Origin of the sequence: Streptomyces sp. R44 (assembly GCF_041053105.1) — a bacterium.
Taxonomy (GTDB): Bacteria; Actinomycetota; Actinomycetes; order Streptomycetales; family Streptomycetaceae; genus Streptomyces.
The window spans coordinates 5,188,902-5,215,889 of the sequence record NZ_CP163444.1; the positions used below are offsets into that span (position 1 = coordinate 5,188,902).

General features: G+C 73.0%; 17 protein-coding genes. 13 read left to right on the forward strand and 4 right to left on the reverse strand.

The features are described from left to right. Positions 1 to 39: 39 nt before the first annotated feature. The 5 genes from AB5J54_RS24325 to AB5J54_RS24345 all read left to right on the forward strand — a co-directional run bounded on the left by AB5J54_RS24325 (position 40) and on the right by AB5J54_RS24345 (position 11,243). On the forward strand, positions 40 to 2,454 hold the full coding sequence (locus tag AB5J54_RS24325; RefSeq protein WP_369146013.1) for a protein kinase: 2,415 nt from the start codon (positions 40 to 42) through the stop codon (positions 2,452 to 2,454). A gap of 158 nt (positions 2,455 to 2,612) precedes the next feature. Beyond that, positions 2,613 to 5,660, forward strand: coding sequence for a protein kinase (locus tag AB5J54_RS24330; protein WP_369146014.1), 3,048 nt, complete (start codon positions 2,613 to 2,615; stop codon positions 5,658 to 5,660). 112 nt (positions 5,661 to 5,772) lie between these two features. Then, entirely contained in the window at positions 5,773 to 7,479 is a 1,707-nt protein-coding gene (locus AB5J54_RS24335) for a protein kinase (protein ID WP_369146015.1), read from the forward strand. A 224-nt stretch (positions 7,480 to 7,703) separates the two neighbouring features. Next, entirely contained in the window at positions 7,704 to 9,371 is a 1,668-nt protein-coding gene (locus AB5J54_RS24340) for a succinic semialdehyde dehydrogenase (RefSeq protein WP_369146016.1), read from the forward strand. Positions 9,372 to 9,437: 66 nt separating this feature from the next. Further along, positions 9,438 to 11,243: a GMC oxidoreductase gene (locus tag AB5J54_RS24345; protein WP_369146017.1), complete on the forward strand. Its 1,806-nt coding sequence runs from the start codon at positions 9,438 to 9,440 to the stop codon at positions 11,241 to 11,243. A gap of 671 nt (positions 11,244 to 11,914) precedes the next feature. Here AB5J54_RS24345 and AB5J54_RS24350 read toward each other — a convergent pair. Beyond that, complete coding sequence (locus AB5J54_RS24350; protein WP_369146018.1) at positions 11,915 to 12,220, reverse strand: chorismate mutase; 306 nt, start codon at positions 12,218 to 12,220, stop codon at positions 11,915 to 11,917. Between the two features lie 374 nt (positions 12,221 to 12,594). On the opposite strand from AB5J54_RS24350, the gene guaA reads away from it, so the two are divergent. The 4 genes from guaA to AB5J54_RS24370 all read left to right on the forward strand — a co-directional run bounded on the left by guaA (position 12,595) and on the right by AB5J54_RS24370 (position 17,264). Next, on the forward strand, positions 12,595 to 14,187 hold the full coding sequence (gene guaA / locus AB5J54_RS24355; RefSeq protein ID WP_369146019.1) for a glutamine-hydrolyzing GMP synthase: 1,593 nt from the start codon (positions 12,595 to 12,597) through the stop codon (positions 14,185 to 14,187). 114 nt (positions 14,188 to 14,301) lie between these two features. Continuing rightward, complete coding sequence (locus AB5J54_RS24360) at positions 14,302 to 15,090, forward strand: class II aldolase/adducin family protein (RefSeq protein ID WP_369146020.1); 789 nt, start codon at positions 14,302 to 14,304, stop codon at positions 15,088 to 15,090. Between the two features lie 178 nt (positions 15,091 to 15,268). Next, positions 15,269 to 16,510, forward strand: coding sequence for a hypothetical protein (locus tag AB5J54_RS24365; RefSeq protein WP_369146022.1), 1,242 nt, complete (start codon positions 15,269 to 15,271; stop codon positions 16,508 to 16,510). 304 nt (positions 16,511 to 16,814) lie between these two features. Next, entirely contained in the window at positions 16,815 to 17,264 is a 450-nt protein-coding gene (locus AB5J54_RS24370; protein ID WP_369149443.1) for a DoxX family protein, read from the forward strand. A 156-nt stretch (positions 17,265 to 17,420) separates the two neighbouring features. Here AB5J54_RS24370 and AB5J54_RS24375 read toward each other — a convergent pair whose 3' ends face one another. Further along, complete coding sequence (locus AB5J54_RS24375) at positions 17,421 to 18,761, reverse strand: PspC domain-containing protein (RefSeq protein WP_369146023.1); 1,341 nt, start codon at positions 18,759 to 18,761, stop codon at positions 17,421 to 17,423. A 156-nt stretch (positions 18,762 to 18,917) separates the two neighbouring features. Here AB5J54_RS24375 and AB5J54_RS24380 point away from each other — a divergent pair, with 156 nt between their 5' ends. Next, positions 18,918 to 20,180 carry a PspC domain-containing protein gene (locus tag AB5J54_RS24380; protein ID WP_369146024.1) on the forward strand — a complete coding sequence of 421 codons (1,263 nt, stop codon included), beginning with the start codon at positions 18,918 to 18,920 and terminating at the stop codon, positions 20,178 to 20,180. Further along, positions 20,177 to 20,893, forward strand: coding sequence for a LuxR C-terminal-related transcriptional regulator (locus AB5J54_RS24385; RefSeq protein ID WP_369146025.1), 717 nt, complete (start codon positions 20,177 to 20,179; stop codon positions 20,891 to 20,893). Before AB5J54_RS24380 ends, AB5J54_RS24385 begins: the two co-directional genes overlap by 4 nt. Before the next feature lie 6 nt (positions 20,894 to 20,899). Here the strand turns inward: AB5J54_RS24385 and AB5J54_RS24390 are convergent, their stop codons facing one another. After that, positions 20,900 to 22,009, reverse strand: a complete 1,110-nt coding sequence (locus AB5J54_RS24390; RefSeq protein ID WP_369146026.1) for an NlpC/P60 family protein — start codon at positions 22,007 to 22,009, stop codon at positions 20,900 to 20,902. Positions 22,010 to 22,354: 345 nt separating this feature from the next. On the opposite strand from AB5J54_RS24390, the gene AB5J54_RS24395 reads away from it, so the two are divergent. Next, the gene (locus AB5J54_RS24395; protein WP_369146027.1) at positions 22,355 to 22,708 is read left to right on the forward strand and encodes a hypothetical protein; all 354 of its coding nucleotides are present in this window, start codon (positions 22,355 to 22,357) and stop codon (positions 22,706 to 22,708) included. Between the two features lie 79 nt (positions 22,709 to 22,787). Further along, positions 22,788 to 25,235, forward strand: coding sequence for a DNA helicase PcrA (gene pcrA / locus AB5J54_RS24400; protein WP_369146028.1), 2,448 nt, complete (start codon positions 22,788 to 22,790; stop codon positions 25,233 to 25,235). A 72-nt stretch (positions 25,236 to 25,307) separates the two neighbouring features. Here pcrA and AB5J54_RS24405 read toward each other — a convergent pair whose 3' ends face one another. Next, entirely contained in the window at positions 25,308 to 26,885 is a 1,578-nt protein-coding gene (locus AB5J54_RS24405) for a M23 family metallopeptidase (protein ID WP_369146029.1), read from the reverse strand. Positions 26,886 to 26,988 lie beyond the last annotated feature (103 nt).

Sequence of the window (26,988 nt, forward strand, 5' to 3'; positions counted from 1 at the left end):
GGCAGACGCGGCGAAGATCAGGGATCGCAGAGGGGACGCATGTCGGAGGCGGAGCAGTCGCGGGACAAGGCGAGGGACCCCAGGCGGGACGCCGCCGCGGGGGCCGCGACCGACGGCGACCGAGGAGCGGTTCCGGCCGCGCGTGAGCCGGAGCGGGACACGGAGGACGCGCAGGTCAGCCGGGGTGCACAGGCCCCGGAGGAGGTGCGCGAACCGGAGCGGGGCGTCGAGGACGCGAAGCCCGCGGGGACCGCTGGTGACGTGAAGGGCGCTCAGGTGAAGGACCCTCAGGACGCACCCTCCGACGGGGCGACGGCTCCGGGCGCGACCGGCGTGGAGGCCGGGACCGAGGCTGGTGCTGGTGCTGGTGCTGGTGCTGGTGCCGCGGCCGGGGGTGGGACCGCGAGCGGGGCCGGGGCCGCCGGTGACGACGCCGTCGCGAACGGGCGGCTGCGCGGCACCGAGCCGTCGACCGGACGGGCCGGTTTCGGCGCCGGGGACGGCGACGGCGAGAGCGACCGCCGGCCTGCCGCCGTCGGCACGCGAGGCGCCGACAAGTTCCGCAAGGAACCGGCCGGCGAAGGACGACTGCTCGCGGGCCGCTACCGGCTCGGCGCGGTCCTCGGCCGCGGCGGCATGGGCACCGTGTGGCGCGCCGTCGACGAGACCCTCGGCCGAACCGTCGCCGTGAAGGAGCTCCGCTTCCCCACCAGCATCGACGAGGAAGAGAAGCGGCGCCTCATCACCCGGACCCTGCGCGAGGCGAAGGCCATCGCCCGGATCCGCAACAACGGCGCCGTCACCGTCTACGACGTCGTCGACGAGGACGACCGCCCGTGGATCGTCATGGAGCTCATCGAGGGCAAGTCCCTCGCGGACGCCGTCCGTGAGGACGGCACCCTCACGCCCCGGCGCGCCGCCGAGGTCGGCCTCGCCATCCTCGACGTCCTGCGCTCGGCGCACCGCGAGGGCATCCTGCACCGCGACGTGAAGCCGTCCAACGTGCTCATCGCCGAGGACGGCCGGGTCGTCCTCACCGACTTCGGCATCGCCCAGGTGGAGGGCGACCCCTCGATCACCTCCACCGGCATGCTGGTCGGCGCCCCCTCGTACATCTCCCCGGAGCGCGCCCGCGGCCACAAGCCCGGTCCCGCCGCCGACATGTGGTCGCTCGGCGGCCTCATCTACGCCGCGGTCGAAGGCAGCCCGCCGTACGACAAGGGCTCCGCCATCGCCACCCTCACGGCCGTGATGACCGAGCCGGTCGACCCGCCGAAGAACGCCGGGCCCGAGCTGGAGAAGGTCATCTACGGCCTCCTCGCCAAGGACCCGGCGCAGCGGCTCGACGACGCCGGCGCCCGGGTCCTCCTGCGGGCCGTGCTCGACGCGCCCGAGGCGCCGCCCGTGGCCTCGCCCGAGGTCACCACCGTCGTACCGCTGCCGCCGCACCCCGACCAGGCCCCGGTGGTCCCGGCGGCCGACCGGGGTCCCGACGTGGCCGCCGAGCGGATGCGGGGCGCGCTGAAGTCCGTACGGAACGCGGCCGCCTCCGTGAAGGCCGAGCCGAAGCCCGCGCCGCGACCGGCGACCGAGCCGCTGCGGGGCGGCGGCAAGCCCGCCCCCGCCCGCGCGCCGCTGACCGACGTCGTACCGCGCCGCACCCTGGTGATCATCGCCGCGGTCGCCGTCCTCGCCGTGCTCGGGACGATCCTCGCGGTCTCCCTCGGCGGCGGAGGCGACGAGGGCAACCAGGGCAAGGGCGACGGGGGCACCACCGCCTCGGCCGGCGCCTCGACCGGTGGAGCCGACGGTTCCGGCGGCTCCGGCGGTGCCCAGGGCCAGTCCTCGGGCGGCCCCGGGCAGCAGGGCGGCACCCAGCCCGGCGACAACGGCGCCACGGGATCGACCGGCAGCACCGACGGCACCACGGCGTCCACGGACGGGCAGAACGGCACCACGCCCTCCGGGAAGCCCGGCGGCGGCGCGGGCGCACAGCTGCCCGCCGGCTACACCCTCGTCAGCAACGACAAGCTCCACTTCTCGATGGCGATGCCGGCGTCCTTCAAGCTCCGCTCGATCCCGGGCTACGACCTCGGGGCGATATTCAACGAGAGCGGCGGCTTCCCGCGCGTCCAGGTCGACTACAACGGCAGCCCGAAGGACAACGCGGCGAACGCCTGGGAGCTGGCCAGGTACGGCGTGGCCGCCTCCAGCCAGGACTACAAGCACCTCGGCATAAGGCCGGTCTCGTACAAGGGCTACCCGACCGTCGCCGACTGGGAGTTCGAGCGCACGCAGAAGGGCATCCGTGTCCACGTGCTCAACCGCGGCTTCAAGGTGGACGCCAAGCACGGCTACTCCATCATGGTCAGCTGCGCGGCGGACGAGTGGAACGGCGCGGAGTGCAAGACGCTGCGGGACACCGCGTTCGCCACGTTCAGCCCCAAGGACTGACCGGTGGCACGTATCGTGAGGTTCATGGACCGAACGCAGCCGAACAGAGCCGTCAACTGCGCGGTGCCGGACCGGAACTGACGAGACCCGCGTGATCCCGCCCGATCCCGAGGGATCCGCGGGACCACGGGGGACAGCGTGCGCGCGGGGGAGGCGTCGTGGACGACTACGCGGGAAGGGTGCTCGCCGACCGCTACCGCCTGCCGCTGCCACCGGCGGACGCCGACGCGTACGAACCGGTGGAGACGCGCGCGTTCGACACCTACAGCGGGCAGGAGGTCCTGGTCCGCCAGGTGCCGCTGCCGGAGTTCGTCGACGCCGAGGTCCTCGACGGCCAGGGCGGCCCCGCCGGGCCCTACGGCGGCGCGGGCCCGGCCACCCGCAGGCCGGCCGAGCCCGTCGTGCGCCGCGCGATCGAGGCGGCCCAGGCCGCCGCGCAGATCCCCGACCATCCCCTGCTCGACCAGGTCTTCGACGTCTTCGCCGAGGCCGGCTCGCTGTGGATAGTGAGCGAGCGCGTGGCGGCCAGACCGCTGGCCGCGCTCCTCGCCGAGCGGCCCCTCAACCCGTACCGCGCGGCCGAGATAGGCGCCGACGTCCTCACCGCCCTGCGCGCGCTCCACGCCCACGGCTGGGTGCACCGGAACATCACCGCCCGGACCGTGCTCGTCTGCGACGACGGCCGTGTGGTCCTCAGCGGCCTCGCGGTGGGCGCCGCCGAGGAGGCCCTCTGCGGCTACGCCCCGGTCCCGGAACAGTCCGACGAGTTCGCGTCGCCCCCGGCCGCCGAGCCCGAGATCCACGAGCCCGAGATCCACGAGCCGGAGGAGCCCGGGTCGGTCGAGCTCGTGACCGATCCGGATGCGCCTGAGGAGTACGAGGCGGGGGAGTACGAGGCCGGTGGGTACGGCTCCGAGGGGTACGGCTCCGAGGGGTACGCGCGGGAGCCGTACGAACTGGAGCCGTACCGGCGGGAGCCGTACGCGCCCGAGCCGTACGCGTTCGAGGCTGTCGACGCGTACGAGTCCGAGGCGTACGACCCCGAGGCGTACGACGTCGAGGTGTACGAGGAGCCGGACGCCGCGGCATCCGACCCCTACGGGGCCCCGGACCCGGGCGACACCGACGACGACACCGGTACAGGCGCCGGTCCCGATCCCGGTCCCGGTCCCGGTCCTTACGGGGGGTACGGGTCCGACCCCTACGGGCGGGCCACGCCGACCGCCGCCACCGAGACGCAGCCCGTCGCCACGCCGCCCACCGCCGACGTGCGGGCCGCGCGGGCCGGGGCCATCGCCGCGTACCGGGCAGGTGCGCGAGCCGCCGCCGCGCTCGGCGAGACCGGGGCCCTCCCCGTCCAGCGCCCCGCGCCGCCGGAGGGGCCCGAGCCGCCCCCGCCGCCCACGGCACAGGCGTCCGGCGCGCCCGAGCCGCAGTGGTGGGCCCGGGTGGCGGACGACGAGGACGACGACGAGGACGGCGACGAGCCGTACGGCGGTGGCCCGCAGGCAGGCCCGCCGCCGCGCGTGATGCTGGCCGGCAGCTGGAGCGACGGCCCGCACGCCGCACGGGACGGCTCGGGGCCGATCCCGGCCGGCGGGGGTTCCGTACTGCCCGGTTCGGGCCGTCCGGCGCTGCCCGCCGGGTACACGGCGGCGACCCCGGATCCCGCGCGGCTTCCGGCACCCGCCGGCCCCCGTGAGGAAGCGCCGCTCGCGATCCCGGCCCAGGCGCACCGCGGCCCGACCACGCGGCTCGCCGCCGAGCGGGCGCGCCAGACCCGGATCGCGGTCGTCGGCGCCGTGACCGAGCGCTGGGCGCCCGAGCAGGCCGGCCCCGTGCACGAGAACTGGCGCCTCGCCCCGCCCATCACCCCCGCGACCGACCTGTGGGCGCTCGGCGCGCTCCTCTACCGGGCGGTCCAGGGCCATGCCCCGTACCCCGAGGACAGCGCGGCCGAGCTCGTCCAGCTGGTCTGCGCCGAGCCGCCGGCCTTCGCCGAGGAGTGCGGGCCGCTGCGCCCGGTCGTGGAGTCCCTGCTGCGTCAGGACCCGACCGAGCGGCCCGACTTCGAGGAGCTGCGCGGCTGGCTGCGCTCCCTGGTCCGCTCGGCGCCGGAGCCGGAGGCCGGGCTCGGAGTCGTACCGCTGCCGTCCTTCGACGAGGCGCGGCTGCCGATCGTGCGCCGGCGCGGGGAGCTGGTGCGCCGGTGGCGCGGGGGAGCGGGCGCGGGCCGGCACCGTCACAAGCGCGGCAAGGACCCGCGCCCGGCGGCCCGGCGCGAGCCTTCGCGGGGCCCCGAACTCGATCAGGAGCACGACCACGAGTACGGCCACGCGCGCGACCACGAGCGCGACCACGAGTACGGCCACGCGCGCGTACAGCCGGATTACCGCGAGGAGTTCACGCACGGTTTCCGCGAGGACTTCGACGAGGAGATCCCGCAGCGCGCCCCGCGCGCCCCCCGGTCCTCCGCGCGCCCGTCGTCCTCCCGTACGCCGGGTTCCCCGCGCTCCCTGGGCCGTACGCTCCTGATCCTTGTCCTCCTGCTGCTCGCGGGGGCCGTCGCGTACGCCGTCCTGTTCATGCCCCGAGAGGGCGAGCAGCCGCGTGGTGCGCCGACCACCCCGCCCACCACGACCACGAAACCCTCCGCGCAGCCGTCGGCCGAACCCTCGGCCGAACCCTCGGCCGAGCCGTCGACGAGACCGGCCACCACCCCGCCCCCCGCGGACACTTCGTCCCCCGCGCTCGCCGCCGGGTACGACCTGCGCCAGGACCCGGAGGGCTTCCGGGTCGGGGTTCCGAAGGGGTGGCGGCGCAGCCCGATCAACGACGCCGGGCAAGTGCGCTACGCCGGCGGAGACTTCACGCTGATCGTCGTCCCCGGCCGGGACGGCGTCCAGGGCAACGGCTCGGACCCGCTGGAGTACCAGAACGCCAAGGAGCGCGAGCTGGAGCCGTACCGCTCGTCCAGCTGGTCGCGGGTGGAGCGGGCGCGCCGGGTGGACATCGGCCGGACGCCGACGGCCGAGGGGTCCTACACCTGGCTGGACAGCACGGGCCGCGAGGTGTTCGTGCGCAATCTCGCCCTGATCGACGGCGGTCGGTACCACGTCGTCCAGGTGATCGGGCCGGAGAGCGAGCGTGACAAGGTGTCGGAGATCTACGAGCAGGCCACGAGGGGTTTCCGGCCGGGACGCTGATACGAATGTCTCACTGGCCCCTGGTCACAGTGCTGTTCCTATGACGGCCCCGAGGTTCCGCCGCCCGTACCCCCCTCCGTAACCTGGCATCAGAAGGAACGGGCGGGGGCAAGTGGAACATTCTCAGAGCGCTTCTCAGAGCACAGGGTCGGGGCTTCTGCTCGCCGGTCGCTACCGGTTGGGCGAGTCCATCGGCCGCGGCGGCATGGGCAAGGTCTGGCGCGCGCACGACGAGGTGCTTCACCGTGTGGTGGCGGTGAAGGAGCTGACGGCGGGCCGGTTCGTGGCCGAGGCCGACCGGCTCGTGCTGCACGCCCGTACGCAGAAGGAGGCGCGGGCCGCCGCGCGGATCACGCACCCGGGTGTGGTGACCGTCCACGACGTCCTGGAGCACGACAACCGGCCCTGGATCGTCATGCAGTACGTCGACGGGCCCTCGCTCGCCGACGCCGCCAAGGAGGCCGGCACGATCGAGCCCCGCGAGGCGGCCAGGATCGGGCTGCACGTCGTCGGCGCGCTGCGTGCCGCGCACGCGGCCGGGGTGCTGCACCGGGACGTCAAGCCGGGCAACGTGCTGCTCGCGCGCGACGGGCGCGTCCTCATCACGGACTTCGGGATCGCGGCGATCGAGGGGGACTCGACGATCACCCGTACGGGCGAGATCGTCGGCTCCATCGACTATCTGGCGCCCGAGCGGGTACAGGGCGGCGATCCGGGCCCCGCCTCCGACCTCTGGTCCCTCGGTGCCACGCTCTACACGGCGGTGGAGGGCACCTCGCCGTTCCGCCGCACCTCCCCGATCAGCACCATGCAGGCCGTGGTGACCGAGGAGCCGCCGCACCCGGCGAAGGCGGGGCCGCTGGCCTCCGTCATCGTGGCCCTGCTGCGCAAGGACCCGGCGCAGCGGCCGCGCGCGGACGAGGCCGAGCGGATGCTCCTCGACGCGATGGAGGGGCGTGCGCCGGCGGCGGCCCAGGCGTACGTGCCGACCCAGCGCGTGGCCAGGGAGGAGCTGGACTCGGCGGCGCGCGAGGCCCGGCAGGCGGACGGCACGGGTACGGAGATCCTGGCGGGCGGGACGGCGAAGGCCACCGCGCAGTGGCCCCAGTCCCCCCAGGAGCCGCAGCCGTCCTCCGTACCGCACCAGCCGCAGACCTCGCATCCCACCCTCGTCCCCTCCTCCCCGCCGCCCTCCGGCCGTGGCCGCTGGCGTTCCGCCGTGCTCGCGGCGCTGCTCGCCGGGGTCGTCGCCGGTGGTGCCGTCTTCGCAGCCATGAACTACGCGGGCGGCGACCGCGGCGACCGCGGCGACGGAATCCGGACCACACCGGCGACCTCCCCCGCCACCAAGGGCGCCGCGGACGGCATCCCGGCCGGCTGGCACCGCGTCGAGGACCCGGAGGGCTTCAGCCTCGTCGTACCGGACGGCTGGAAGCGGCAGACGGAGGGCGACCAGATCGACTACACCCCGGACAACGGCCGCCACCGCATCCGGATCAGCATCGACAAGAGCCCCGACTTCGAGAACCCGTACATGCACGCCATCGACCTGGAGCGGCAGCTCGGGAAGCGCATGGACTACAACCGGGTCAAGCTCCTCCAGACCACCTATCGCGACGAGGTCCGCTCCTGTCTGTGGGAGTTCACCTGGACCGAGAAGAAGACCTTCCCCGGGCCGCGGCACGCGATCGACCAGATGTACTACGAGGACGACGGCACCGAGTACGCCATCTACATGTCCTCGCCGGAGTCGAGCTGGGAGACCACCCGGGAGCAGTTCGACATCGTCGTCCAGCACTGGCGCGCACCGGAGGACTGAGGCGCGGACCGAGGAGCCGACCGACGGGCGTACCGAGGCGCGGACCGAGGAGCGGACCGAGGAGCCGACCGAGGGGCGGGAAAATCTCCAGGCGCGGCCGCGGACGGCCGTAAGCCACTGATCAGGGCTTATGTGCCAGTGATCGCTGGCGCGATGTGCGGAGAGGGTGAAAACGCGTTACCGACGGGTACCCAAAGGTCGGAACGCGGCCTACGCTCGCCCTCATGACGGACTCGCAGGCCCCCGCCGCCCCCACGGTTCTCGCCGACACCGCCGCCGAGGCGGCCCGCCCGGCCGCGCCCGCCGGCGCGACCAACCCGGTCGCGCCCGCGCCCGCCGGCGCGCGGACCGCCGCCGACGTCGTCACGCCCGAGCTGGTCGCCCGGCTCACCCGTGGAGTCGTCGGCTCCGGCCGGACCGCCAACCACACCCCCTTCACCGGGGACAAGCTGGCGGACCTGCCCGAGTCCACCCCCGAGGACGTCGCCGAGGCCTTCACGCGCGCGCGTGCCGCCCAGGCCGTCTGGGCCGCCACCCCCGTCCGGGCCCGCGCCGCCGTCCTCCTGCGCTTCCACGACCTCGTCCTCCAGCGGCAGGCCGAGGTCCTCGACCTCATCCAGCTGGAGACCGGCAAGGCCCGCCTGCACGCCCACGAGGAGGTCCAGGCGGTCGCCGTCGCCGCCCGCCACTACGGCCGCAAGGCCGCCTCGTACCTGCGCGCCAAGCGCCACACCGGCGTCGTGCCGACCCTCACCAAGGTCACCGAGCTGCGCCAGCCGCGCGGGGTCGTCGGCCAGATCGCCCCCTGGAACTACCCCCTCGAACTCTCCGTCGGCGACGCGCTCCCCGCCTTCGTCTCCGGCAACGCCGTCGTCATGAAGCCCGACACCGAGACCGCGCTCACCGCGCTCTGGGCCCGTGACCTGCTCATCGAGGCCGGACTCCCCGCCGAGGTCTTCCAGGTCGTCCTCGGCGAGGGCCCGGTCGTCGGCCCCGAGGTCGTCAAGCACGCCGACTACGTCTCCTTCACCGGCTCCACCCGCACCGGCCGCGAGGTCGCCCAGGGCGCCGCGGCCCGGCTCGTCGGCGTCTCCCTCGAACTCGGCGGCAAGAACGCGATGCTCGTCCTCAAGGACGCCGACATCGAGAAGGCCGCCGCCGGAGCCGTCCGCGCCTGCTTCTCCTCCGCCGGCCAGCTCTGCATCTCCATCGAGCGGCTCTACGTGCACGAGTCGATCGCCGACGCCTTCCTGGCGCGCTTCGCCGCCCGCACCAGGGCCATGCGCCTCGGCAGCTCCCTCGCGTACGGCGCGGACATGGGCTCCCTCGTCGGCGAGCGGCAGCTGGAGACCGTCACGAAGCACGTCGAGGAGGCCGTCGCCAAGGGCGCCACGCTCGTCGCCGGCGGCGTCGCCCGCCCCGACATCGGCCCCCTCTTCTACGAGCCGACCATCCTCGACGGCGTCGAGGCCCCGATGGCCGTCTGCGGCGAGGAGACCTTCGGCCCGGTCGTCTCCGTCTACCGCTTCACCGACGAGGACGAGGTCGTCGAGCTCGCCAACGCCACCCCGTACGGGCTCAACTCCTCCGTCTGGACGAAGGACTCGCGCCGCGGCCACGCCGTCGCCGCCCGGCTGCGCACCGGAACCGTCAACATCAACGAGGGGTACGCGCCCGCGTACGGCAGCGTGCAGTCCCCGATGGGCGGCATGAAGGACTCCGGGCTCGGCCGCCGCCACGGCTCCGAGGGCATCCTCAAGTACACCGAGGCGCAGACCGTCGCCCAACAGCGGCTGATTCCGCTCGCGCCGTCCTTCGGGATGGACGACGAGAAGTACGCCGCGTTCATGAGCGTGTCCCTGAAGGCGATGAAGGCCCTGCGCCTGCGCTGACGCCCCTTCACCCGCGTCCGCGCCGACGCCCTTTCCCTTTCACACCTTTCCGTTGCGAGGAGAGCCATGACCGCGGTACCCCCTGCCCAGAATCAGGACGAGGACGACTCGTACGACTACGACGTCCTGGTCGTCGGCTCCGGCTTCGGCGGCTCGGTCACCGCCCTTCGCCTCACCGAGAAGGGCTACCGCGTCGGCGTCCTGGAGGCCGGGCGCCGCTTCGCGCGCCACGAGCTGCCGAAGAACTCCTGGGACCTGAAGAACTTCCTGTGGGCGCCGACGCTCGGCCTGTACGGCATCCAGCGCATCCATCTGCTGGGGAACGTCATGGTCCTCGCCGGCGCGGGCGTCGGCGGTGGCTCGCTGAACTACGCCAACACCCTCTACGAGCCGCTCGCGCCCTTCTTCGACGACCCGCAGTGGAAGGACATCACGGACTGGCGTGCGGAGCTCGCGCCCTACTACGACCAGGCCAAGCGGATGCTCGGCGTGCGCCTCAACCCGACGATGACGCCCTCCGACGTGCACCTGAAGGCCACGGCCCAGGCGATGGGGATCGGCGACACCTTCCACATGGCGCCGGTCGGCGTGTTCTTCGGGGACGGGCAGGACGGCGACGGGACGGCGAAGGCGAAGCCCGGCGGCGAGGTCGCCGACCCGTTCTTCGGCGGCGCGGGGCCCTCCCGCAAGGCCTGCACCGAGTGCGGCGAGTGCATGACCGGCTGCCGCCACGGCGCCAAGAACACCCTCAACGAGAACTACCTCCACCTCGCCGAGAAGGCGGGCGCGGTCGTCCACCCGATGACCTCGGTCGTCGCGGTCACCGAGGACTCGCGAGGCGGCTACGCGGTCAAGACCCTCCCGACCGACAACAAGAAGAAGGGCGCCGGCCGGACCTTCACCGCCCGCAAGGTCGTCATCGCCGCCGGCACGTACGGCACGCAGACCCTGCTGCACCGGATGAAGGACACCGGGCTGCTGCCCCGCATCTCCGGCCGGCTCGGCGAGCTGACCCGCACGAACTCCGAGGCGCTGGTCGGCTCGCAGACCACCGACCGCCGCTACCGCAAGCGGCACGGCAAGGACCGGGTCGACTTCACCAAGGGCGTCGCGATCACCTCGTCGATCCACCCGGACGACAACACCCACATCGAGCCGGTCCGCTACGGCAAGGGCTCCAACTCCATGGGCGGCATGACCGTCCTCCAGGTGCCGTACGGCGCGCACCGGGTGCGCAGGTGGCTGCTCGAACTGGTCAAGCACCCCACGCTCGCGGCCCGCTCGCTGTCCAACCGGCGCTGGTCGGAGCGGACCATCATCGGCCTCGTCATGCAGTCCCTGGACAACTCGCTGACCACCTTCCGCAAGCCGGGCGGCCTCGGGAAGGGCCTGCTCACCGCCCGCCAGGGCCACGGCGCCCCCAACCCGACGCAGATCGAGGCGGCCACCCGGGCCGCCACCCTCCTCGCCGAGGAGATCAACGGCTTCGCCGGCTCCAACGTCGGCGAGCTGATGGGCACCCCGCTGACCGCGCACTTCCTGGGCGGCTGCCCGATCGGCGCCGACGGCGAGAGCGGCGTCATCGACCCGTACCACCGGCTCTTCGGCCACCCCGGGATCTCCGTCGTCGACGGCGCGGCCGTCTCCGCCAACCTCGGCGTCAACCCGTCCCTGACGATCACGGCCCAGGCCGAGCGCGCCATGTCCTTCTGGCCGAACAAGGGCGAGGAGGACCCGCGCCCGCGGCAGGGGGAGGCGTACGTACGGCTCTCGGCGGTCGAGCCGAAGTCCCCCGCCGTCCCGTCCGAGGCCTTCGGCGCCCTGCGGCTGCCGTTCCTGGGGATGCCGGCGGTCCCGCCGAAGAAGGACTGATCCGCACCGGCTCACGTGCCGGCTCGCGTGAAAGGGCGCTGCACCCCCCTCCGAGTGCAGCGCCCTTCCAGCTTTGGTGTTGCTGCATAGATGACCTTCGGCCCCCGCGATTGGTTGTAGCGGTTGCACAGGATCTTCGTGTGACGCGCGTCACGTCCTGTGGGGGGAGGTCCGGCAGACGTGAAAAGGGCCCCGCGCTCGCGATTCCGGTCGCGGCGCGGGGCCCTTGAGGTCGGCACCGGTGTCAGGGCAGCGGCGGTGCCGAGCGGGGCGGCGCCGGGGGGTTGCGCCGCGAGGGGGAGGGGATCGGGGGGATCGGGGGACGGGAGGATCGGAAGATCGGCCGGTTGCGGCCGGCCCCGGGCGTCCCCGGGACCGACCGCCCTTTCTGGGTGACCGGGCTGCTGTCCCCTGCTGTCCGGTCACGCGCGCTGGTGCGAGGTCCCACGACGTACCCGAGAGGTACGCCACACGCCCCAGCGAAGCCACGCGTGGTTTCTACGGGCCCGCCCCTGGCTGGCACGGACAACCGGACCAACGAAGCCCGGCCGGAACCGGTCACGCGCCGTACGGGTGAGAGCGCGACCGAACTCGGGTACGGAGGCCCACCCGGGCGCGTCCTACCTCGGGTACGGAGGCCCACCCGGGCGCGTCCGCCGGAGTCACCGGATTCAGATGCGGCCCCGGCACAGCTCCAGCATCGTCATCGCGAGCGCCGTGCCCGGCTTGCCCAGGGCGTCCCTGTAGTGGCCGAGGACCTCCATCTCGCGGGCCAGGTTCACCCGGCGGCCGCCGGAGGAGATCCGGGCCTGCTGGATGACGGCCGAGACCGCCATCCGTTCCTGGATGAGGCCGATGATCCGGTCGTCGAGGGCGTCGATGCGCTCACGGGCGTCGCCGATCAGCGTCGCCGCCTCGTCCGTGCGGGCGCCGGTCCGCTCGGTGATGGTCTTCGTGGTCGTGGTGTTCGTCGTCATGGCGGGGCTCCTCGGGTGTCGGGTCCTGGAGCCCCGGGGCGACATCGCCCGGAGACAAGCAGAACGCCCCGGGCCTTGTCGGCCCGGGGCGCCTGGGAAGTCGCTTGTCAGTTGCTCAAGCAGCACGACCATGGCAGCCGGTGGGCCGGTTGCCATAGGTAAAGACGAAGGTCGAGTGCTTGCGCATGGCGACAGTATGGACCCCTTCGCGCACCCCGGGACAACCCGGGTTCGGATGGTGAGACGAAAAACGACACCGGCGCGCCGGTAGAATCGACAAATAGCCCCCCTTTCGAGGGAACCCTCAGGGACCCCACGGGAACCGCCAGGGGACCTCACGAGGGAACCTCTCCTACCGCCGGAAGGCCGCCGTAGTGTCATCAGCGACTCCCGCTGCCGCGCCCGACGTCTCCAACCCGGACGTAGTCCTCGTTGTCGACTTCGGCGCCCAGTACGCCCAGCTCATCGCCCGTCGCGTCCGTGAGGCGCGGGTCTACAGCGAGATCGTCCCGTCCACCATGCCGGTGGCCGAGATGCTGGCCAAGAACCCCAAGGCGATCATCCTCTCCGGCGGCCCGTCCTCCGTGTACGCCGAGGGCGCCCCGCGCCTCGACCGCGCGATCTTCGAGGCGGGCGTCCCCGTCTTCGGCATGTGCTACGGCTTCCAGCTGATGGCGACCACCCTCGGCGGCACCGTCGACAACACCGGCGCCCGCGAGTACGGCCGGACCCCGCTGCACGTCTCCAAGGCCGGCTCCACCCTCTTCGAGGGCACCCCGGTCGAGCAGTCGGTGTGGATGTCGCACGGCGACGCCTGCTCCGCCGCCCCCGAGGGCTTCAGCGTCACCGCCTCCACGGACGTCGTGCCGGTCGCCGCCTTCGAGAACGACGAGAAGAAGCTGTACGGCGTCCAGTACCACCCCGAGGTGCTGCACTCCACGCACGGCCAGCAGATCCTCGAGCACTTCCTCTACCGCGGCGCCGGCATCGAGCCGAGCTGGACCACGGGCAACGTGATCGAGGAGCAGGTCGCGGCCATCCGCGCCCAGGTCGGCACCAAGCGCGCCATCTGCGGTCTCTCCGGCGGCGTCGACTCCGCCGTGGCCGCCGCGCTCGTGCAGAAGGCCATCGGCTCGCAGCTCACCTGCGTGTACGTCGACCACGGTCTGATGCGCAAGGGCGAGACCGAGCAGGTCGAGAAGGACTTCGTCGCCGCCACCGGCGCCAACCTGGTGGTCGTCGACGCGCAGGAGCGCTTCCTGAACGCGCTCGCCGGCGTCTCCGACCCGGAGACCAAGCGCAAGATCATCGGCCGCGAGTTCATCCGCGTGTTCGAGCAGGCGCAGCTGGAGATCCTCCAGGAGGAGGGCCCCGAGGTCGCCTTCCTCGTCCAGGGCACCCTCTACCCGGACATCGTCGAGTCCGGCGGCGGCACCGGCACGGCCAACATCAAGTCCCACCACAACGTGGGCGGCCTCCCCGACGACATCGAGTTCGAGCTCGTCGAGCCGCTGCGGCAGCTCTTCAAGGACGAGGTCCGCATGGTCGGCCAGGAGCTCGGCCTGCCCGAGGAGATCGTCCAGCGCCAGCCGTTCCCCGGCCCCGGCCTCGGCATCCGCATCGTCGGCGAGGTCACCAAGGAGCGCCTGGACCTGCTGCGCGATGCCGACGCCATCGCCCGCGAGGAGCTCACCGCGGCCGGCCTCGACCGCGAGATCTGGCAGTGCCCGGTCGTCCTGCTCGCCGACGTCCGCTCCGTGGGCGTCCAGGGTGACGGCCGCACCTACGGTCACCCGATCGTGCTGCGCCCCGTCTCCTCCGAGGACGCCATGACGGCCGACTGGTCGCGCCTGCCCTACGAGGTGCTCGCCAAGATCTCGACCCGTATCACCAACGAGGTCGCCGACGTCAACCGTGTCGTCCTGGACGTCACGAGCAAGCCGCCGGGCACCATCGAGTGGGAGTAGTCCCTCCCGCTCGGTGAGCCGACCGAAGCCGCCGCCCCCGCGAAGGGCGGCGGCTTCGTCGCGTTCACGTCCAGGCTCTGGTGACTTGACCGGCCGGGCGTTACCTTCCGGCGCATGAGCGTGATACCGGACCCCGTCCCCGTCGAACGGCTCCACTTCGCCCTGCCGCCCGTCCACGCGACGGCCGAGGAGGAACGCACCCACCGCAAGCAGCGGCTCGCCGGCGCGCTCCGGCTCTTCGGACGGCTCGGCTACGAGGAGGGCGTCTCGGGCCACATCAGCGCCCGCGACCCGGAGTACCCCGACTGCTTCTGGGTGAACCCCTTCGGCGCGCCGTTCGAGGACCTCACCGCGAGCGACCTCATCCTGGTCAACGGCGACGGACAGGTCCTCCGCGGCGGCCACCACGTCAACCAGGCCGCCTTCACCGTCCACGCCCAGGTCCACCGGGCCCGGCCCGACGCCGTCGCCGTCGCCCACACCCACTCCGTCCACGGGCGGGCCCTCGCCGCGCTCGGCGAACTCCTCGACCCGATCACCCAGGAGGCCTGCGCCTTCTATCAGGACCACGCCCTCTACGACGCCTACACCGGCGTCACCGTGGACCCCGAGGAAGGCCGCCGCATCGCCGTCGCCCTCGGCGGCTTCAAGGCGATCGTGCTCCGCAACCACGGGCTGCTCACCGTCGGCACCTCCGTCGACGCCGCCGCCTGGTGGTTCATCGCCCTCGAACGCTGCGCCCAGGTCCAGCTGACCGCGCGGGCCGCCGGCAAACCGGTGCTCATCGACCACCGCGAGGCCGTCGCCACCCGGGAACAGCTCGGCAGCGACCTCGTCGCCTGGATCAACTACCAGCCCCTCTGGCGCAGGATCAGTCGAACGGACCCCGAACTCCTGTCGTAACACCATCGCCTCACCCTTCTGTACGTCAATGAGATGGCGCGGCAATCACTCTCCGGCGGGGCGCACGCGGCAGGCGCGGGAGCCGCCGGTACGGCACAATTCCGTGGAATCAACGGCTGGTTGGCCCTTCGGGGAGCGCCGGGACGCATCGACGCGGGCCGTGAAGTGAGCTCCGGGAGTGAGCACCGTGGCGGTTCAAGAGGCGAGACAGTACGGCGAGCACGCGACGGCCTGTGCCGGCTGCGCCCACTGCGGGCAGGCAGGGCACCGGCGGGCGGTCGCCGCCTTCCTGGCCCGGCGCGACGAGCTCGCCGCCGGCCACGGCGTCCCCGCCGCCGTCGCCCACTCCCCGGTCGCCGCCCGCCAGTGGGTCTCCGACGAGCTCGCCCAGTCCGCCCGCGCCGTGGCCGTACGGGGCAGGGAGGCCGGACTCGCCTGGCTCGACCGGGTACGGAGCGGAGGTCTGGGCGCGGTCTGGGGCGCCGTCCTGGCCCTTCTCCTCGGCCAGGCCCTCACCGCCGTCGACGGCGGCTGGACCGGCGCCCGCACCGCCGGCCTCTGCACCGCCGTGGTCCTCGCCGTCCTGCTCAGCGCCGCCGCCCACGCCCACCGGGCCCGCGGCGGTCTCCTCGCCCCGCTGATCGGCGAGGACAACCGGCTCTCCACCACCCGCGCCGTCGCCGCCGGCTGGCTCCTGCTCCTCGGTTACACCCTCCTCTTCCTCGCTTTCCGCTCCGCGGGCGCGACCGCCTTCGGTCTGGCCCGGGGCGCCGGCCTGCTGACCGTCCTCGCCCTCGTCGCCTCCGTCACCGTCACCGCCCGTCTCGTCGTCGCGCTGGGGATCGCGGCCGGCCGCCTCCAGAAGGTGCGCGCCGACCGCCCGCGCACCGCCGACCTGGTCTGCGACGACAGCGGCCGCGCCGCCCTCGCCGACGTCCAGTACCTCCTCGTCTCCGGCGCCGTCCTCGTCCTGGCCGCGGTCGGCCTGGTCCGCGACCCCGACCGGCTCCCCGACGTGCCCTGGTCCCTCGTGCTGCTCGTCGGCCTCTCCGCGGCCTGGCACCTGGCCGCCAAGTGCACCGAGGGCGTCCGCCCCACGATCCACTCGGTGGTCCGGTCCCGGGAGGCGGGCGACCTCGACGCCCCGATCCGTACGGGCGACGACATCGAGATCCGCGGCTGCGGCTTCGTCCCGCCCGGCGCCGGTGCCCCCGACCCGCTGACCCGTCTCGTCGTGCGCATCGGCCCCGTCCACGCCCATGTGCCGCTGGTCCCGGTCCCGGGCGGCTTCGCCAACCCCACCGACGCGTCCCTGACGGTCCCCCTCCCGGCGGACGTGGAACCGGGCCGGGTGGAGGTCTCGGTCGTCACCGCGGCCGGCGTGGAGACCAACCGGGTCACGATCGACGTCGTGGACTGAGCGTCCTGCCCCCTTCCCGTGTCCCCGGGCGCCCGGTGCGAGGAGAATCGATCCGCGAACAGTCGTACGGGGCGTGGAGAGGTGACCGACGATGACGGGACAGACGGACCGGCCGCACGACCCGAGCGACGGCCCGGGCGGCACCAGGGGCCCGGGCGGGTCCGGCGGCCCGAGCGGCGCCGGCGCTTCCTCGGGTGGGTCCGGCGCTTCCCCGGGCGGGGCCCGGGACGCCGACGGCTCCGAGGGCGGCGGTGACGGTGGACGCTTCGTCGAGCGGAAGGCCACCTTCGACCAGTGGAAGGCGATCGCCTCCCGCTATGCCCTCCTCCCGCTGCGGATCTTCCTCGGGATCACCTTCGTCTACGCCGGACTCGACAAGCTCACCGACTCCGCCTTCTTCGCCGACACGGGCAGCGGCTCCATCGGCGAGATGATGCGCGGCGTCCGCGACAGCTCCGCGATCCCCGCCCTCGTCGACCTCGCCCTCAACAACCCGACCGGCTTCGGCTACGCCATCGCCTTCGGAGAGCTCGCCGTCGGACTCGGGACCCTCTTCGGTCTCTTCGCCCGACTGGCGGCGCTCGGCGGCGCCCTGATCTCACTGAGCCTCTGGCTGACCGTGAGCTGGCAGGTGCACCCCTACTACCTCGGCAACGACCTGGCCTATCTGATGTCCTGGCTCCCGCTGCTGCTGGCCGGGGCCCCGGTGCTGTCACTGGACCGGCTCCTCGCCGAACGGCGCCGTATTCGATAGGCGAAGAAGGTCGCGAAGGCGGCGGTGCCCAGGCCGCCGCAGAGCACCGGGACCACCGCGTACCACGGGGTCGTCCAGGCGCCGGCGGCGTCGCCCGCGTAGGCCGCGGCCAGCGCGAGGGCCGTCAGGCCGACGAGCAGCCGGCCGGGGCGGAACTCATGAAGCAGCACGGGTGACCTCCACCTGTCCGAGTCCGACCTCCAGCGAGAGGTCCAGGGTGCCCGCCGGGGCGGTCCCGGCCGGCGGGGTGAGCGTCCGGGTCACATCACGGTCCGGCGCGATGTCGATGTCGCCCGCGGGCGCCCCCGGCAGCTGCAGATCGCCCAGACCCACCTGGGCGTGCAGCTTCACCACCGCGCTCTTCGGCACGATCACCTTGAGCCGCCCGGCGCCCACGGAGGCGCGGGTCGTCACCGTCGTGCCGGCCGGGAGCGGGACCCGGGAGAGATCGAGCGTGCCGACCCCGGTGCCCAGACCGTAGTCCGGCTGCACGGCGGCCACCGAGACCGGCTGCCAGGACTCACGGACCCATTCCGTGGCGATCCGGTCCGGCAGCGCCGAGGCCGTCGCGAGCAGGCCCGCCGTGATCACGGTCAGGAAGATCGTGCCGAACCCGGTCCGCCCGAGGAAACTGCTGACGACGAGGCCCAGGCCGAACACCGCCAACGCGGCCGCCAGGCCTATCTGCAGGCTGGTGCCCAGCGGATGGGTGTCCCACGTCAGGCCCGTGCCGAGACCGCCCGCGAGCAGGGCGAGCAGGAAGACGAGCCCTCCGATGGAGAGCGGGCTCCGGCGGACCGAGGGCGTCGGACGCCCGGGCGCCGACGGTCCGGGACCCCACTGACTGCCCGGCTTCGGCACCTCGCCGTTCACCCGGCCGTCCTCGTCCAGGATTCCGTGCGGTCCCCACAGGTAGCCGACGGCCACCTTGCCCGTCGAGCCGTCCTTGACGATCGGGTCCCGCCACCAGGAGGGGGACTCGTAGATCGGCGGGGCCTTGGTCTCGGGCGGCGCCTCGGCGACGGTGAGACCGGTCGCGGAGTCCGCTCTGCCCTCGGTCTCGCCGCCGGCCCGCCGCCGCTGCGACCAGACCGCCGCCCCGCACACCGCGAGCGACAGGGTCAGCGTGAAGCCGAGCAGCTGGCCGCTGTGCAGCGTCGACAGGAAGATCCCGCAGCCGATCAGCGCCATCAGCAGGGCCGCCAGCGAGGCCCCGGACACCCGGCCCGTGAGCAGTCTGCGTCCCTCGCTCTCCTCCTCGCCCGCGAGCGGGATCAGCAGCCACGCGAAGCCGTAGAACACCAGGCCCAGGCCACCGGTCACCGCCAGCACGCCGATCACCACGCGGAAGATCACCGGGTCGAGGTCGAAGTACCGCCCGAGACCTCCGCAGACGCCGCCCACGACGTTGCTTCCGCGCGAGCGCCGGAGCGGCGGGGCGGGATCGGCCTCCGCCGGCGGCGGGGCCTCGTGCTGCGAAGGCATCGAACTCGTCATGCCTCCATGGTGACGGCCGGTGACGCCCAGCGGCACCGGGGCCGACCCTGGCCCGACCCTGATATTCGCGCGGCCGCCGCCCCCGAGTCCGTACCAGGGACGATCTCAGGGCGGACCCTGATGTCCCGGGCGGGCCGGACGTGTGACGATCGGTGCATGTCCGCAACCGCTCGTGTCACCGAGACCGACGAACCACCCGTGCGCAGGCTCTACCGGAGCGCCGACGGGCGGTGGCTCGGCGGTGTCGCGCGCGGTCTCGCGGGCCACCTCGGCCTCCCGGTCGTGTGGGTGCGCGCACTCTTCGTGGTGCTGTCGTTCTCGAACGGCCTGGGCATCGTGCTCTACGCGGTCTTCTGGATCGTCGTCCCCCTCGGCGTCGGCGGCCGGTCCGCCCCGCGCTCCCTCTTCGAGACCACCCCGGACGGGCGGCGCAGACTGCGCAAGCCCGACAGCGGGCAGGTCGTCGCCCTGATCGCGCTCGGCATCGGCATCGCGGCCCTCGTCGGGAACGTCAGCGTCGACAACGAGAACGGCCGCTACATATGGCCGCTCCTCCTCATCGCCGTCGGTGTCGTCCTCGTCTGGAGACAGGTCGACAACGCCCGCCGGGCCAGCTGGACCGACTCCGGACGCCACAGACGCACGTTCCAGATCGTCCGGGGCCTGGTCGGCGTCGCGCTCGTCGGCACCGGCCTCGCGGTGTTCGTGGTGGTCCGCGGCTCCGTCGCCCAGCTCGGCACGGCCCTCACCGCAGCCGTCGCGGTCCTCACCGGGATCGCGCTGCTCGCCGGCCCCTGGCTGGTCCGGATGTCGCAGGACCTCACGGAGGAGCGGACCATGCGTATCCGCGCCCAGGAGCGCGCCGAGGTCGCGGCCCACGTCCACGACTCCGTGCTGCACACCCTGACCCTGATCCAGCGCAACGCCGACGACGCCGGTGAGGTGCGCCGCCTCGCCCGCGCGCAGGAGCGCGAGCTGCGGAACTGGCTGTACAAGCCCGAGGGCACCGGCCGGGACGAGGAGCCCGAGACCATGGCCGAGGCGGTGAAGCGGGCGGCGGCCGAGGTCGAGGACAACCACGGGGTCCCGCTGGAGGTGGTCGTCGTCGGCGACTGCCCGCTCGACGAGAAACTGGCCGCGCAGATGCAGGCCGCGCGCGAGGCGATGGTCAACGCCGCCAAGTACGGTGGCGAGGGAGGGGCTGTGCAGGTGTACGCCGAGGTCGAGGGGCGCACGGTCTTCGTGTCGGTGCGGGACCGGGGGCCGGGCTTCGACCTGGATTCGGTGCCCGAGGACCGGATGGGCGTACGAGAATCGATCATCGGTCGTATGCAGCGCAACGGCGGTACGGCCCGGCTGCGGTCGCCGCAGGGCGGGGGCACCGAAGTGGAGCTCGAGATGGAGAGGGCGGACGGATGAGCGACGAGACCGGAGCGGCGACCGGAGCCGATGCGGGGGCGAAGGGCGCGGAGCGTCGGGTGCGGGTGGTGCTCGTCGACGACCACCGGATGTTCCGCACCGGGGTGCAGGCCGAGATCGGGCGGACCGAGGTGACCGGCGTCGAGGTGGTCGGCGAGGCCGCCGACGTCGACCAGGCGGTCACGGTCATCACCACGACCCGCCCCGAGGTCGTCCTCCTCGACGTGCACCTGCCGGGCGGCGGCGGGGTCGAGGTGCTGCGGCGCTGCGCGAGCCTGATGGGCGTGCCCGAGAACCCGGTCCGTTTCCTGGCCCTGTCGGTCTCGGACGCGGCCGAGGACGTCATCGGGGTGATCCGGGGCGGTGCCCGTGGCTATGTCACCAAGACGATCACCGGCACCGACCTGGTGGACTCGATCTTCCGGGTCCAGGAGGGCGACGCCGTCTTCTCGCCGCGGCTCGCCGGTTTCGTCCTGGACGCGTTCGCGTCGACGGACGCGCCGCCGGTGGACGAGGACCTGGACCGGCTCACCCAGCGGGAGCGGGAGGTGCTGCGGCTGATCGCCCGGGGATACGCGTACAAGGAGATCGCCAAGCAGCTCTACATCTCGGTGAAGACGGTCGAGTCGCACGTCTCGGCGGTGCTGAGAAAGCTCCAGCTGTCCAACCGCCACGAGCTGACCCGCTGGGCCACCGCCCGCCGCCTGGTCTGAGGGCGCTCAGCCGACGCGGGTCGCTCCGGCGAAGGGCATCTCGTCGATGGGGGCGATCCGCACCGGGGCGCCCGGCCGGGGGGCGTGGATCATCTGGCCGCCCCCGATGTAGAGCCCGACGTGGCTGATGCCGGAGTAGAAGAAGACCAGGTCGCCGGGGGCGAGCTGGGAGCGGGAGACGCGCCGGCCGGCGTTGATCTGGGTGTACGTCGTGCGGGGCAGGGAGATGCCGGCCGCGCGCCAGGCGGCCTGGGTGAGGCCGGAGCAGTCGTACGCGGAGGGGCCCGTCGCCCCCCACACGTACGGTTTGCCCAGCTGGGCGTGGGCGAAGGCGATGGCCGCGGCGGCCCGGTCGTTCGGGGCGGTCACCGGCCCGCGCTCGCCGCCCGAGGAGCGGTCGGCCCGCACCATGGGGGAGCCGCCGGACATGCCGCTCGTTCCGTCGGCCCGGGTGGTGGCGCCGGAGCCGTCGCGGGCCGCGGCGGCGGCCTCGTACCGGGCGCGTTCCTCCTCGGTCAGCCGGGCGAGGAGCGTCCTGGCCTCCGTCAGCTTGCCGACCACGGCCGCCTTCTGCCGGCGCAGCTCCGCCTCGTGCCCGCGCAGCGCGGCCAGCTTCCCGGCCGACTCGCCGCGGAGCTGCCGGATCGCGGCGAGCTCGCGCCGTACGGCCGTGACGGCGGCCGCCTGCCGGTCCCCGGCCTTCTCGGCGAGCGCGGCCCGCTCCAGGTACTGGTCGGGGTTCGAGGTGAGGGCGAGCTGTACCGCGGGGTCGAGTCCTCCGGTGCGGTACTGGGCGGCGGCCATGGTCCCGAGGGCGTCCCGGGCGGTGTTGAGCCGCTCGGTCCTGCGGGCGGCCTCGTCGCGCAGCCGGTCGAAGGCGGTGCGGGCCTCGTCGGCCTTCTCCTTCGCCCCGTTGTACCGCTCCGTCGCGACCTCGGCCTCCTCGTAGAGCCGGTCGACCTTGGCCTTGACCTGGGCGGTGGTGGGCCGGGGGTCCGCGTGGCCGGATCCTTCGAAGAGCGTCGCCGTCGCCGCCGAGGCGAGGGCGAGGGTCGCGGCGGTACGGACCGCCGAGCCGCCGAGGGGGGACTGCCTGGACTTCCGGTGCGCTGCCACGAGGGCGGGTCACATCCTCTTCCCTGAGGGGGACGGTGCCCGCCGGGCCGACGGCGGGCCGCACAGGGGAGACGGACCGCCGCCGGGTTTTCTCGGCGGGGGTGACCGACAGCCGCCGGATCGCCGGCGGTGGTGGGGAGCCGGTCACCTGGTGGAGGACGCTAAACCTGGGGTCACGGCCGGACGGGGAGTTGACCGTTATTGGCGTCAGTTGACGTGTCGGGGACCGATCTCTTTCGCTCGGAGTGAGAGGCCGGGATCATTCCGGCGGCCGTCCGACCGAAGCGGCGAGGGGAGTGGACCCGGCCGGAGAGGGGTGCTAGGGGCCCCGTTAGGCTCCGCCCCATGGACGTACTCATCAATGTCTTCGTCGCCCTGCACATCATCGGTATCGCCTCCCTCCTCGGCGGCTTCCTCACCCAGATGAAGGCGATGGGCGCCGGTACGGCCCGCTTCAGCCCCGCGATGATGCACGGCGCGCTGACCATGCTGATCACGGGCGTCGCGCTCGTCGGCCTCAACCAGGCCGACGACCAGACCGTGAACAACCTCAAGGTCGGCATCAAGCTGGCGATCCTCGTCGTGATCCTCGGTCTCGTCTACGTCAAGCGGGACGAGGAGCGGGTCGAGAAGGGTCTCTTCGGCGCCGTCGGCGGCCTGACCATGGCGAACATCTTCATCGCGACCCTCTGGGTCTGAGCCCCGTGTGAGCCCTTCCACAGAGACCGTCCCGAAGGCGGACCCGGATGTCGGTGGGGCGTCCTAGACTCGTGAGGCGATGAGCAGCCTCTTTGACGACAGCTTCCTGGCCGGCCTCCAGAACCACTCGGAGGAGCCCCCGCCCCACCCCGAGGACGACGAGCACGGCTCCCCGGCCACGGAGGAGGTCCCGCACGACCTCTTCGGGGAGCACTTCGACGCGCCCCCGCCCGCCCGGGACACGCACTACCGCGACGGCCACCCCCGGCCCGTCGTGGACGCCGCCGCGCTCCTGGAGGGGCTGAACGAGCAGCAGCGCGCCGCCGTCGTCCACACCGACACCCCGCTGCTCATCGTCGCCGGCGCCGGCTCCGGCAAGACCCGGGTCCTCACCCACCGCATCGCCCACCTCCTGGCCACCCGGCACGTGCACCCGGGCCAGATACTGGCGATCACCTTCACGAACAAGGCCGCCGGCGAGATGAAGGAGCGCGTCGAGCAGCTCGTCGGACCGCGGGCGAACGCGATGTGGGTCATGACCTTCCACAGCGCCTGCGTCCGCATCCTGCGCCGCGAGTCGAAGAAGCTCGGCTTCACCTCCTCCTTCTCGATCTACGACGCCGCGGACTCCAAGCGGCTGATGTCGCTGGTCTGCCGGGACCTGGACCTCGACCCGAAGAAGTTCCCGCCTAAGTCGTTCAGCGCCAAGATCTCGAACCTCAAGAACGAGCTGATCGACGAGGAGACCTTCGCCGACCAGGCCGCCGACGGCTTCGAGAAGACGCTCGCCGAGGCGTACCGGATGTACCAGGCGCGGCTGCGCGAGGCCAACGCCCTGGACTTCGACGACATCATCATGACGACGGTCCACCTGCTCCAGGCGTTCCCGGACGTCGCCGAGCACTACCGCCGCCGCTTCCGCCACGTCCTCGTCGACGAGTACCAGGACACCAACCACGCCCAGTACACCCTTGTGCGCGAGCTCGTCGGCACCGGCTACGAGGACCTCGGCCCGGCCGAGCTGTGCGTCGTCGGCGACGCCGACCAGTCGATCTACGCCTTCCGCGGCGCGACCATCCGCAACATCCTCCAGTTCGAGGAGGACTACCCGGACGCGACGACGATCCTGCTGGAGCAGAACTACCGCTCCACCCAGACGATCCTCTCCGCCGCCAACGCCGTCATCGAGCGCAACGAGTCCCGCCGCCCCAAGAACCTGTGGACGAACGCGGGCGCGGGATCGCAGATCACCGGCTACGTCGCCGACACCGAGCACGACGAGGCCCAGTTCGTCGCCGACGAGATCGACCGGCTCACCGACGCGGGCGACGCCAAGGCCGGAGACGTCGCCGTCTTCTACCGGACCAACGCCCAGTCCCGCGTCTTCGAAGAGATCTTCATCCGCGTCGGACTGCCCTACAAGGTCGTCGGCGGCGTGCGCTTCTACGAGCGCAAGGAGGTCCGGGACGTCCTGGCGTACCTCCGGGTCCTCGCCAACCCCGAGGACAACGTGCCGCTGCGCCGCATCCTCAACGTGCCCAAGCGGGGCATCGGCGAGCGCGCCGAGGCGATGATCGACGCCCTCTCCCTGCGCGAGAAGATCACCTTCCCGCAGGCCCTCAAGCGGGTCGACGAGGCGTACGGCATGGCGGCGCGCTCGGCGAACGCGGTGAAGCGGTTCAACGCGCTCATGGACGAGCTGCGCACCGTCGTCGAGTCCGGCGCCGGCCCCGCCGTCGTCCTGGAGGCCGTCCTGGAGCGGACCGGCTACCTGGCCGAGCTCCAGGCCTCCACCGACCCGCAGGACGAGACCCGGATCGAGAACCTCCAGGAACTCGCCGCCGTCGCCCTCGAGTTCGAGCAGGAGCGCGGCGAAGAGCCCGCGACCCTCGCCGAGTTCCTGGAGAAGGTCGCCCTCGTCGCCGACTCCGACCAGATCCCGGACGAGGACGAGGAGGGCCGGGGCGTCATCACCCTGATGACCCTGCACACCGCCAAGGGCCTCGAATTCCCGGTGGTGTTCCTCACCGGCATGGAGGACGGCGTCTTCCCGCACATGCGCGCCCTCGGGCAGGCGAAGGAGCTGGAGGAGGAGCGGCGCCTCGCGTACGTCGGCATCACGCGCGCGCGTGAGCGGCTCTACCTCACCCGCTCGTCGATGCGCAGCGCCTGGGGCCAGCCCTCGTACAACCCGGCCTCGCGCTTCCTGGAGGAGATCCCGCCCACGTACCTGGAGTGGAAGCGGACCGGTCCGATGGCGAGGCCCGCCGGACCGACCTCGGGGATCACCTCCTCGCTCTCCTCCTCCCGCGCGCGCTCCGGCCCCTCCGGCTTCGCCACCCGGCGCGCCGGCGAGAAGCCGGTGGTCTCCCTCCAGGTCGGCGACCGCGTCACGCACGACCAGTTCGGCCTCGGCACGGTCACGGCGGTGACCGGTGCGGGCTCGGAGGCCCAGGCGACGATCGACTTCGGCGACGAGAAGCCGAAGCGGCTGCTGCTGCGGTACGCGCCGGTCGAGAAGCTGTAGCGGGGCGGGCATGAGAAGGGCCCCCGGCGGAAAGCTGCCGGGGGCCCTTCTCGTACGTGTGCGGGGGAAGGCTCAGCCGGTCGGGTCGAGGCCGTGGCTGCGGAGCCAGGGCAGCGGGTCGATCGCGGAGCCGCCGCCCGGCCGGACCTCGAAGTGGAGGTGCGGGCCGGTGGAGTTGCCGGAGTTGCCGGAGTAGGCGATGACGTCGCCGGCCTTGACGTACCCCGAGCGGAGCTTGGTGCTGCTCAGGTGGCAGTACCAGGTCTCGGTGCCGTCGGGGGCGGTCACGATCGCCATGTTGCCGTAGGCGCTGTTCCACTGGGTACGGACGGTGCCGTCGGTCGCGGACATGACGGGGGTGCCGTACTGCACGGGGAAGTCGATGCCGGTGTGCAGCGACATCCAGTTGACGCCGGCCTGGCCGAACCGGGCGCTGAGCTGGTGCAGCTTCACCGGCAGCAGGAACTTGGGGCGGAGCGCCTCCTTGCGGGCCGCCTCCTCCTCGCGCTTCTTCTTCTCGGCGGCCTGGCGGGCGCGGAGGTCGATGCGCTCCTGGGTGCGGCTGGCGCGGTCGCCGAAGTCACGGGCGTCGGCGCTGAGCGCGGCGAGCTGGGTGTCGAGGGCGTTGTTGGCGGCGACCTGCTTGACCGAGGCCGGGTCGGCGGCGGCGAGCGCGGTCGTGTCGTCCTTCTGCCCGCCGGTCGTGCCGGGGCCGGTGAGGCCGCCGACGGAGGCGGCGGCGATGCCGGCGACCCCCATGACGCAGGCGGAGGGGACGGCGACGGTCAGCAGCGCGGACCGTTTGGCGGGGGTACGGCGACGGCCGCGGCTGCCGCCGGAGGAGCGGCGCACGGAGCGGCCGGCGAGGGGCGCGTCGGTACGGACCTCGACGGCCGGCGCGTCGGCCGTCATGTCGTCGGCTTCATGACCGTCGTAGCTGTCGTACCCGTCGTAGCCGTCGTCCTCGCCGTCGTCGAGGGCTTCGAGCGCTTCCGGCTCCCCGGCATCGGCCAGGCCGTCGGCCTGGGCGTAGCTCTCGTCGGTCTCGTCGGCGCCGTACTCGAAGGCGAACTCGGCGGTGTGCTCGGCCTGCGGGGTGTACTGCTGGGGGACGACCGGCTCGGGCTCCGGGGTCGCGTGGTTCCACGCGGTCGCGTCGAAGGCACCGGTCTCGGTGGCGAAGGCGGGGGCGGCCCACTGGCCGGTGGCGTCGTAGGCCTCGTAGCCGTACGTGCCCTGGGCGGCGTACGCGCCGGCGTGGGCGGTCTCGTACTGGCCGGTGTGCTGGGCCTCGGTCCAGGCGGAGGCGTCCCACTGGCCGGTGGTGTCGTACTGCGTCGCGGTGGTGTCGTACTGCGCCGTCGTCGCGTACGTGCCCGTCGCGTAGGTGCCCGTGGCGTCGTAACCGCCGGCGGCGGCGTTCCACTGGCCCGTGGTGTCCCACTGGCCGGTCGTGTCGTACTGCCCGGTGGTGTCGTACTGACCCGTCGTCGCGTACGTGCCGGTGGCCGCGTACTGGCCGAGGTCCCACTGGCCGCTGTGGTCGGCCTGACCGCCGGGGTAGGCGCCGAACAGCGGGTCGATGGCGTAGCTGCCGGTGGTGTGGGCGCCGTCTCCGACGTACCCGGCGTGGGGGTGCTGGTCGTTCACCAACGTCTCTCTCGCCTCGGCAGCAGGACCAAGTCCGGGGCGGGCCCGTGAGGGGTGCCCCGGGGGTAAGCAGTGGCGCGACTGTACCCGGCGGTACGCGCGG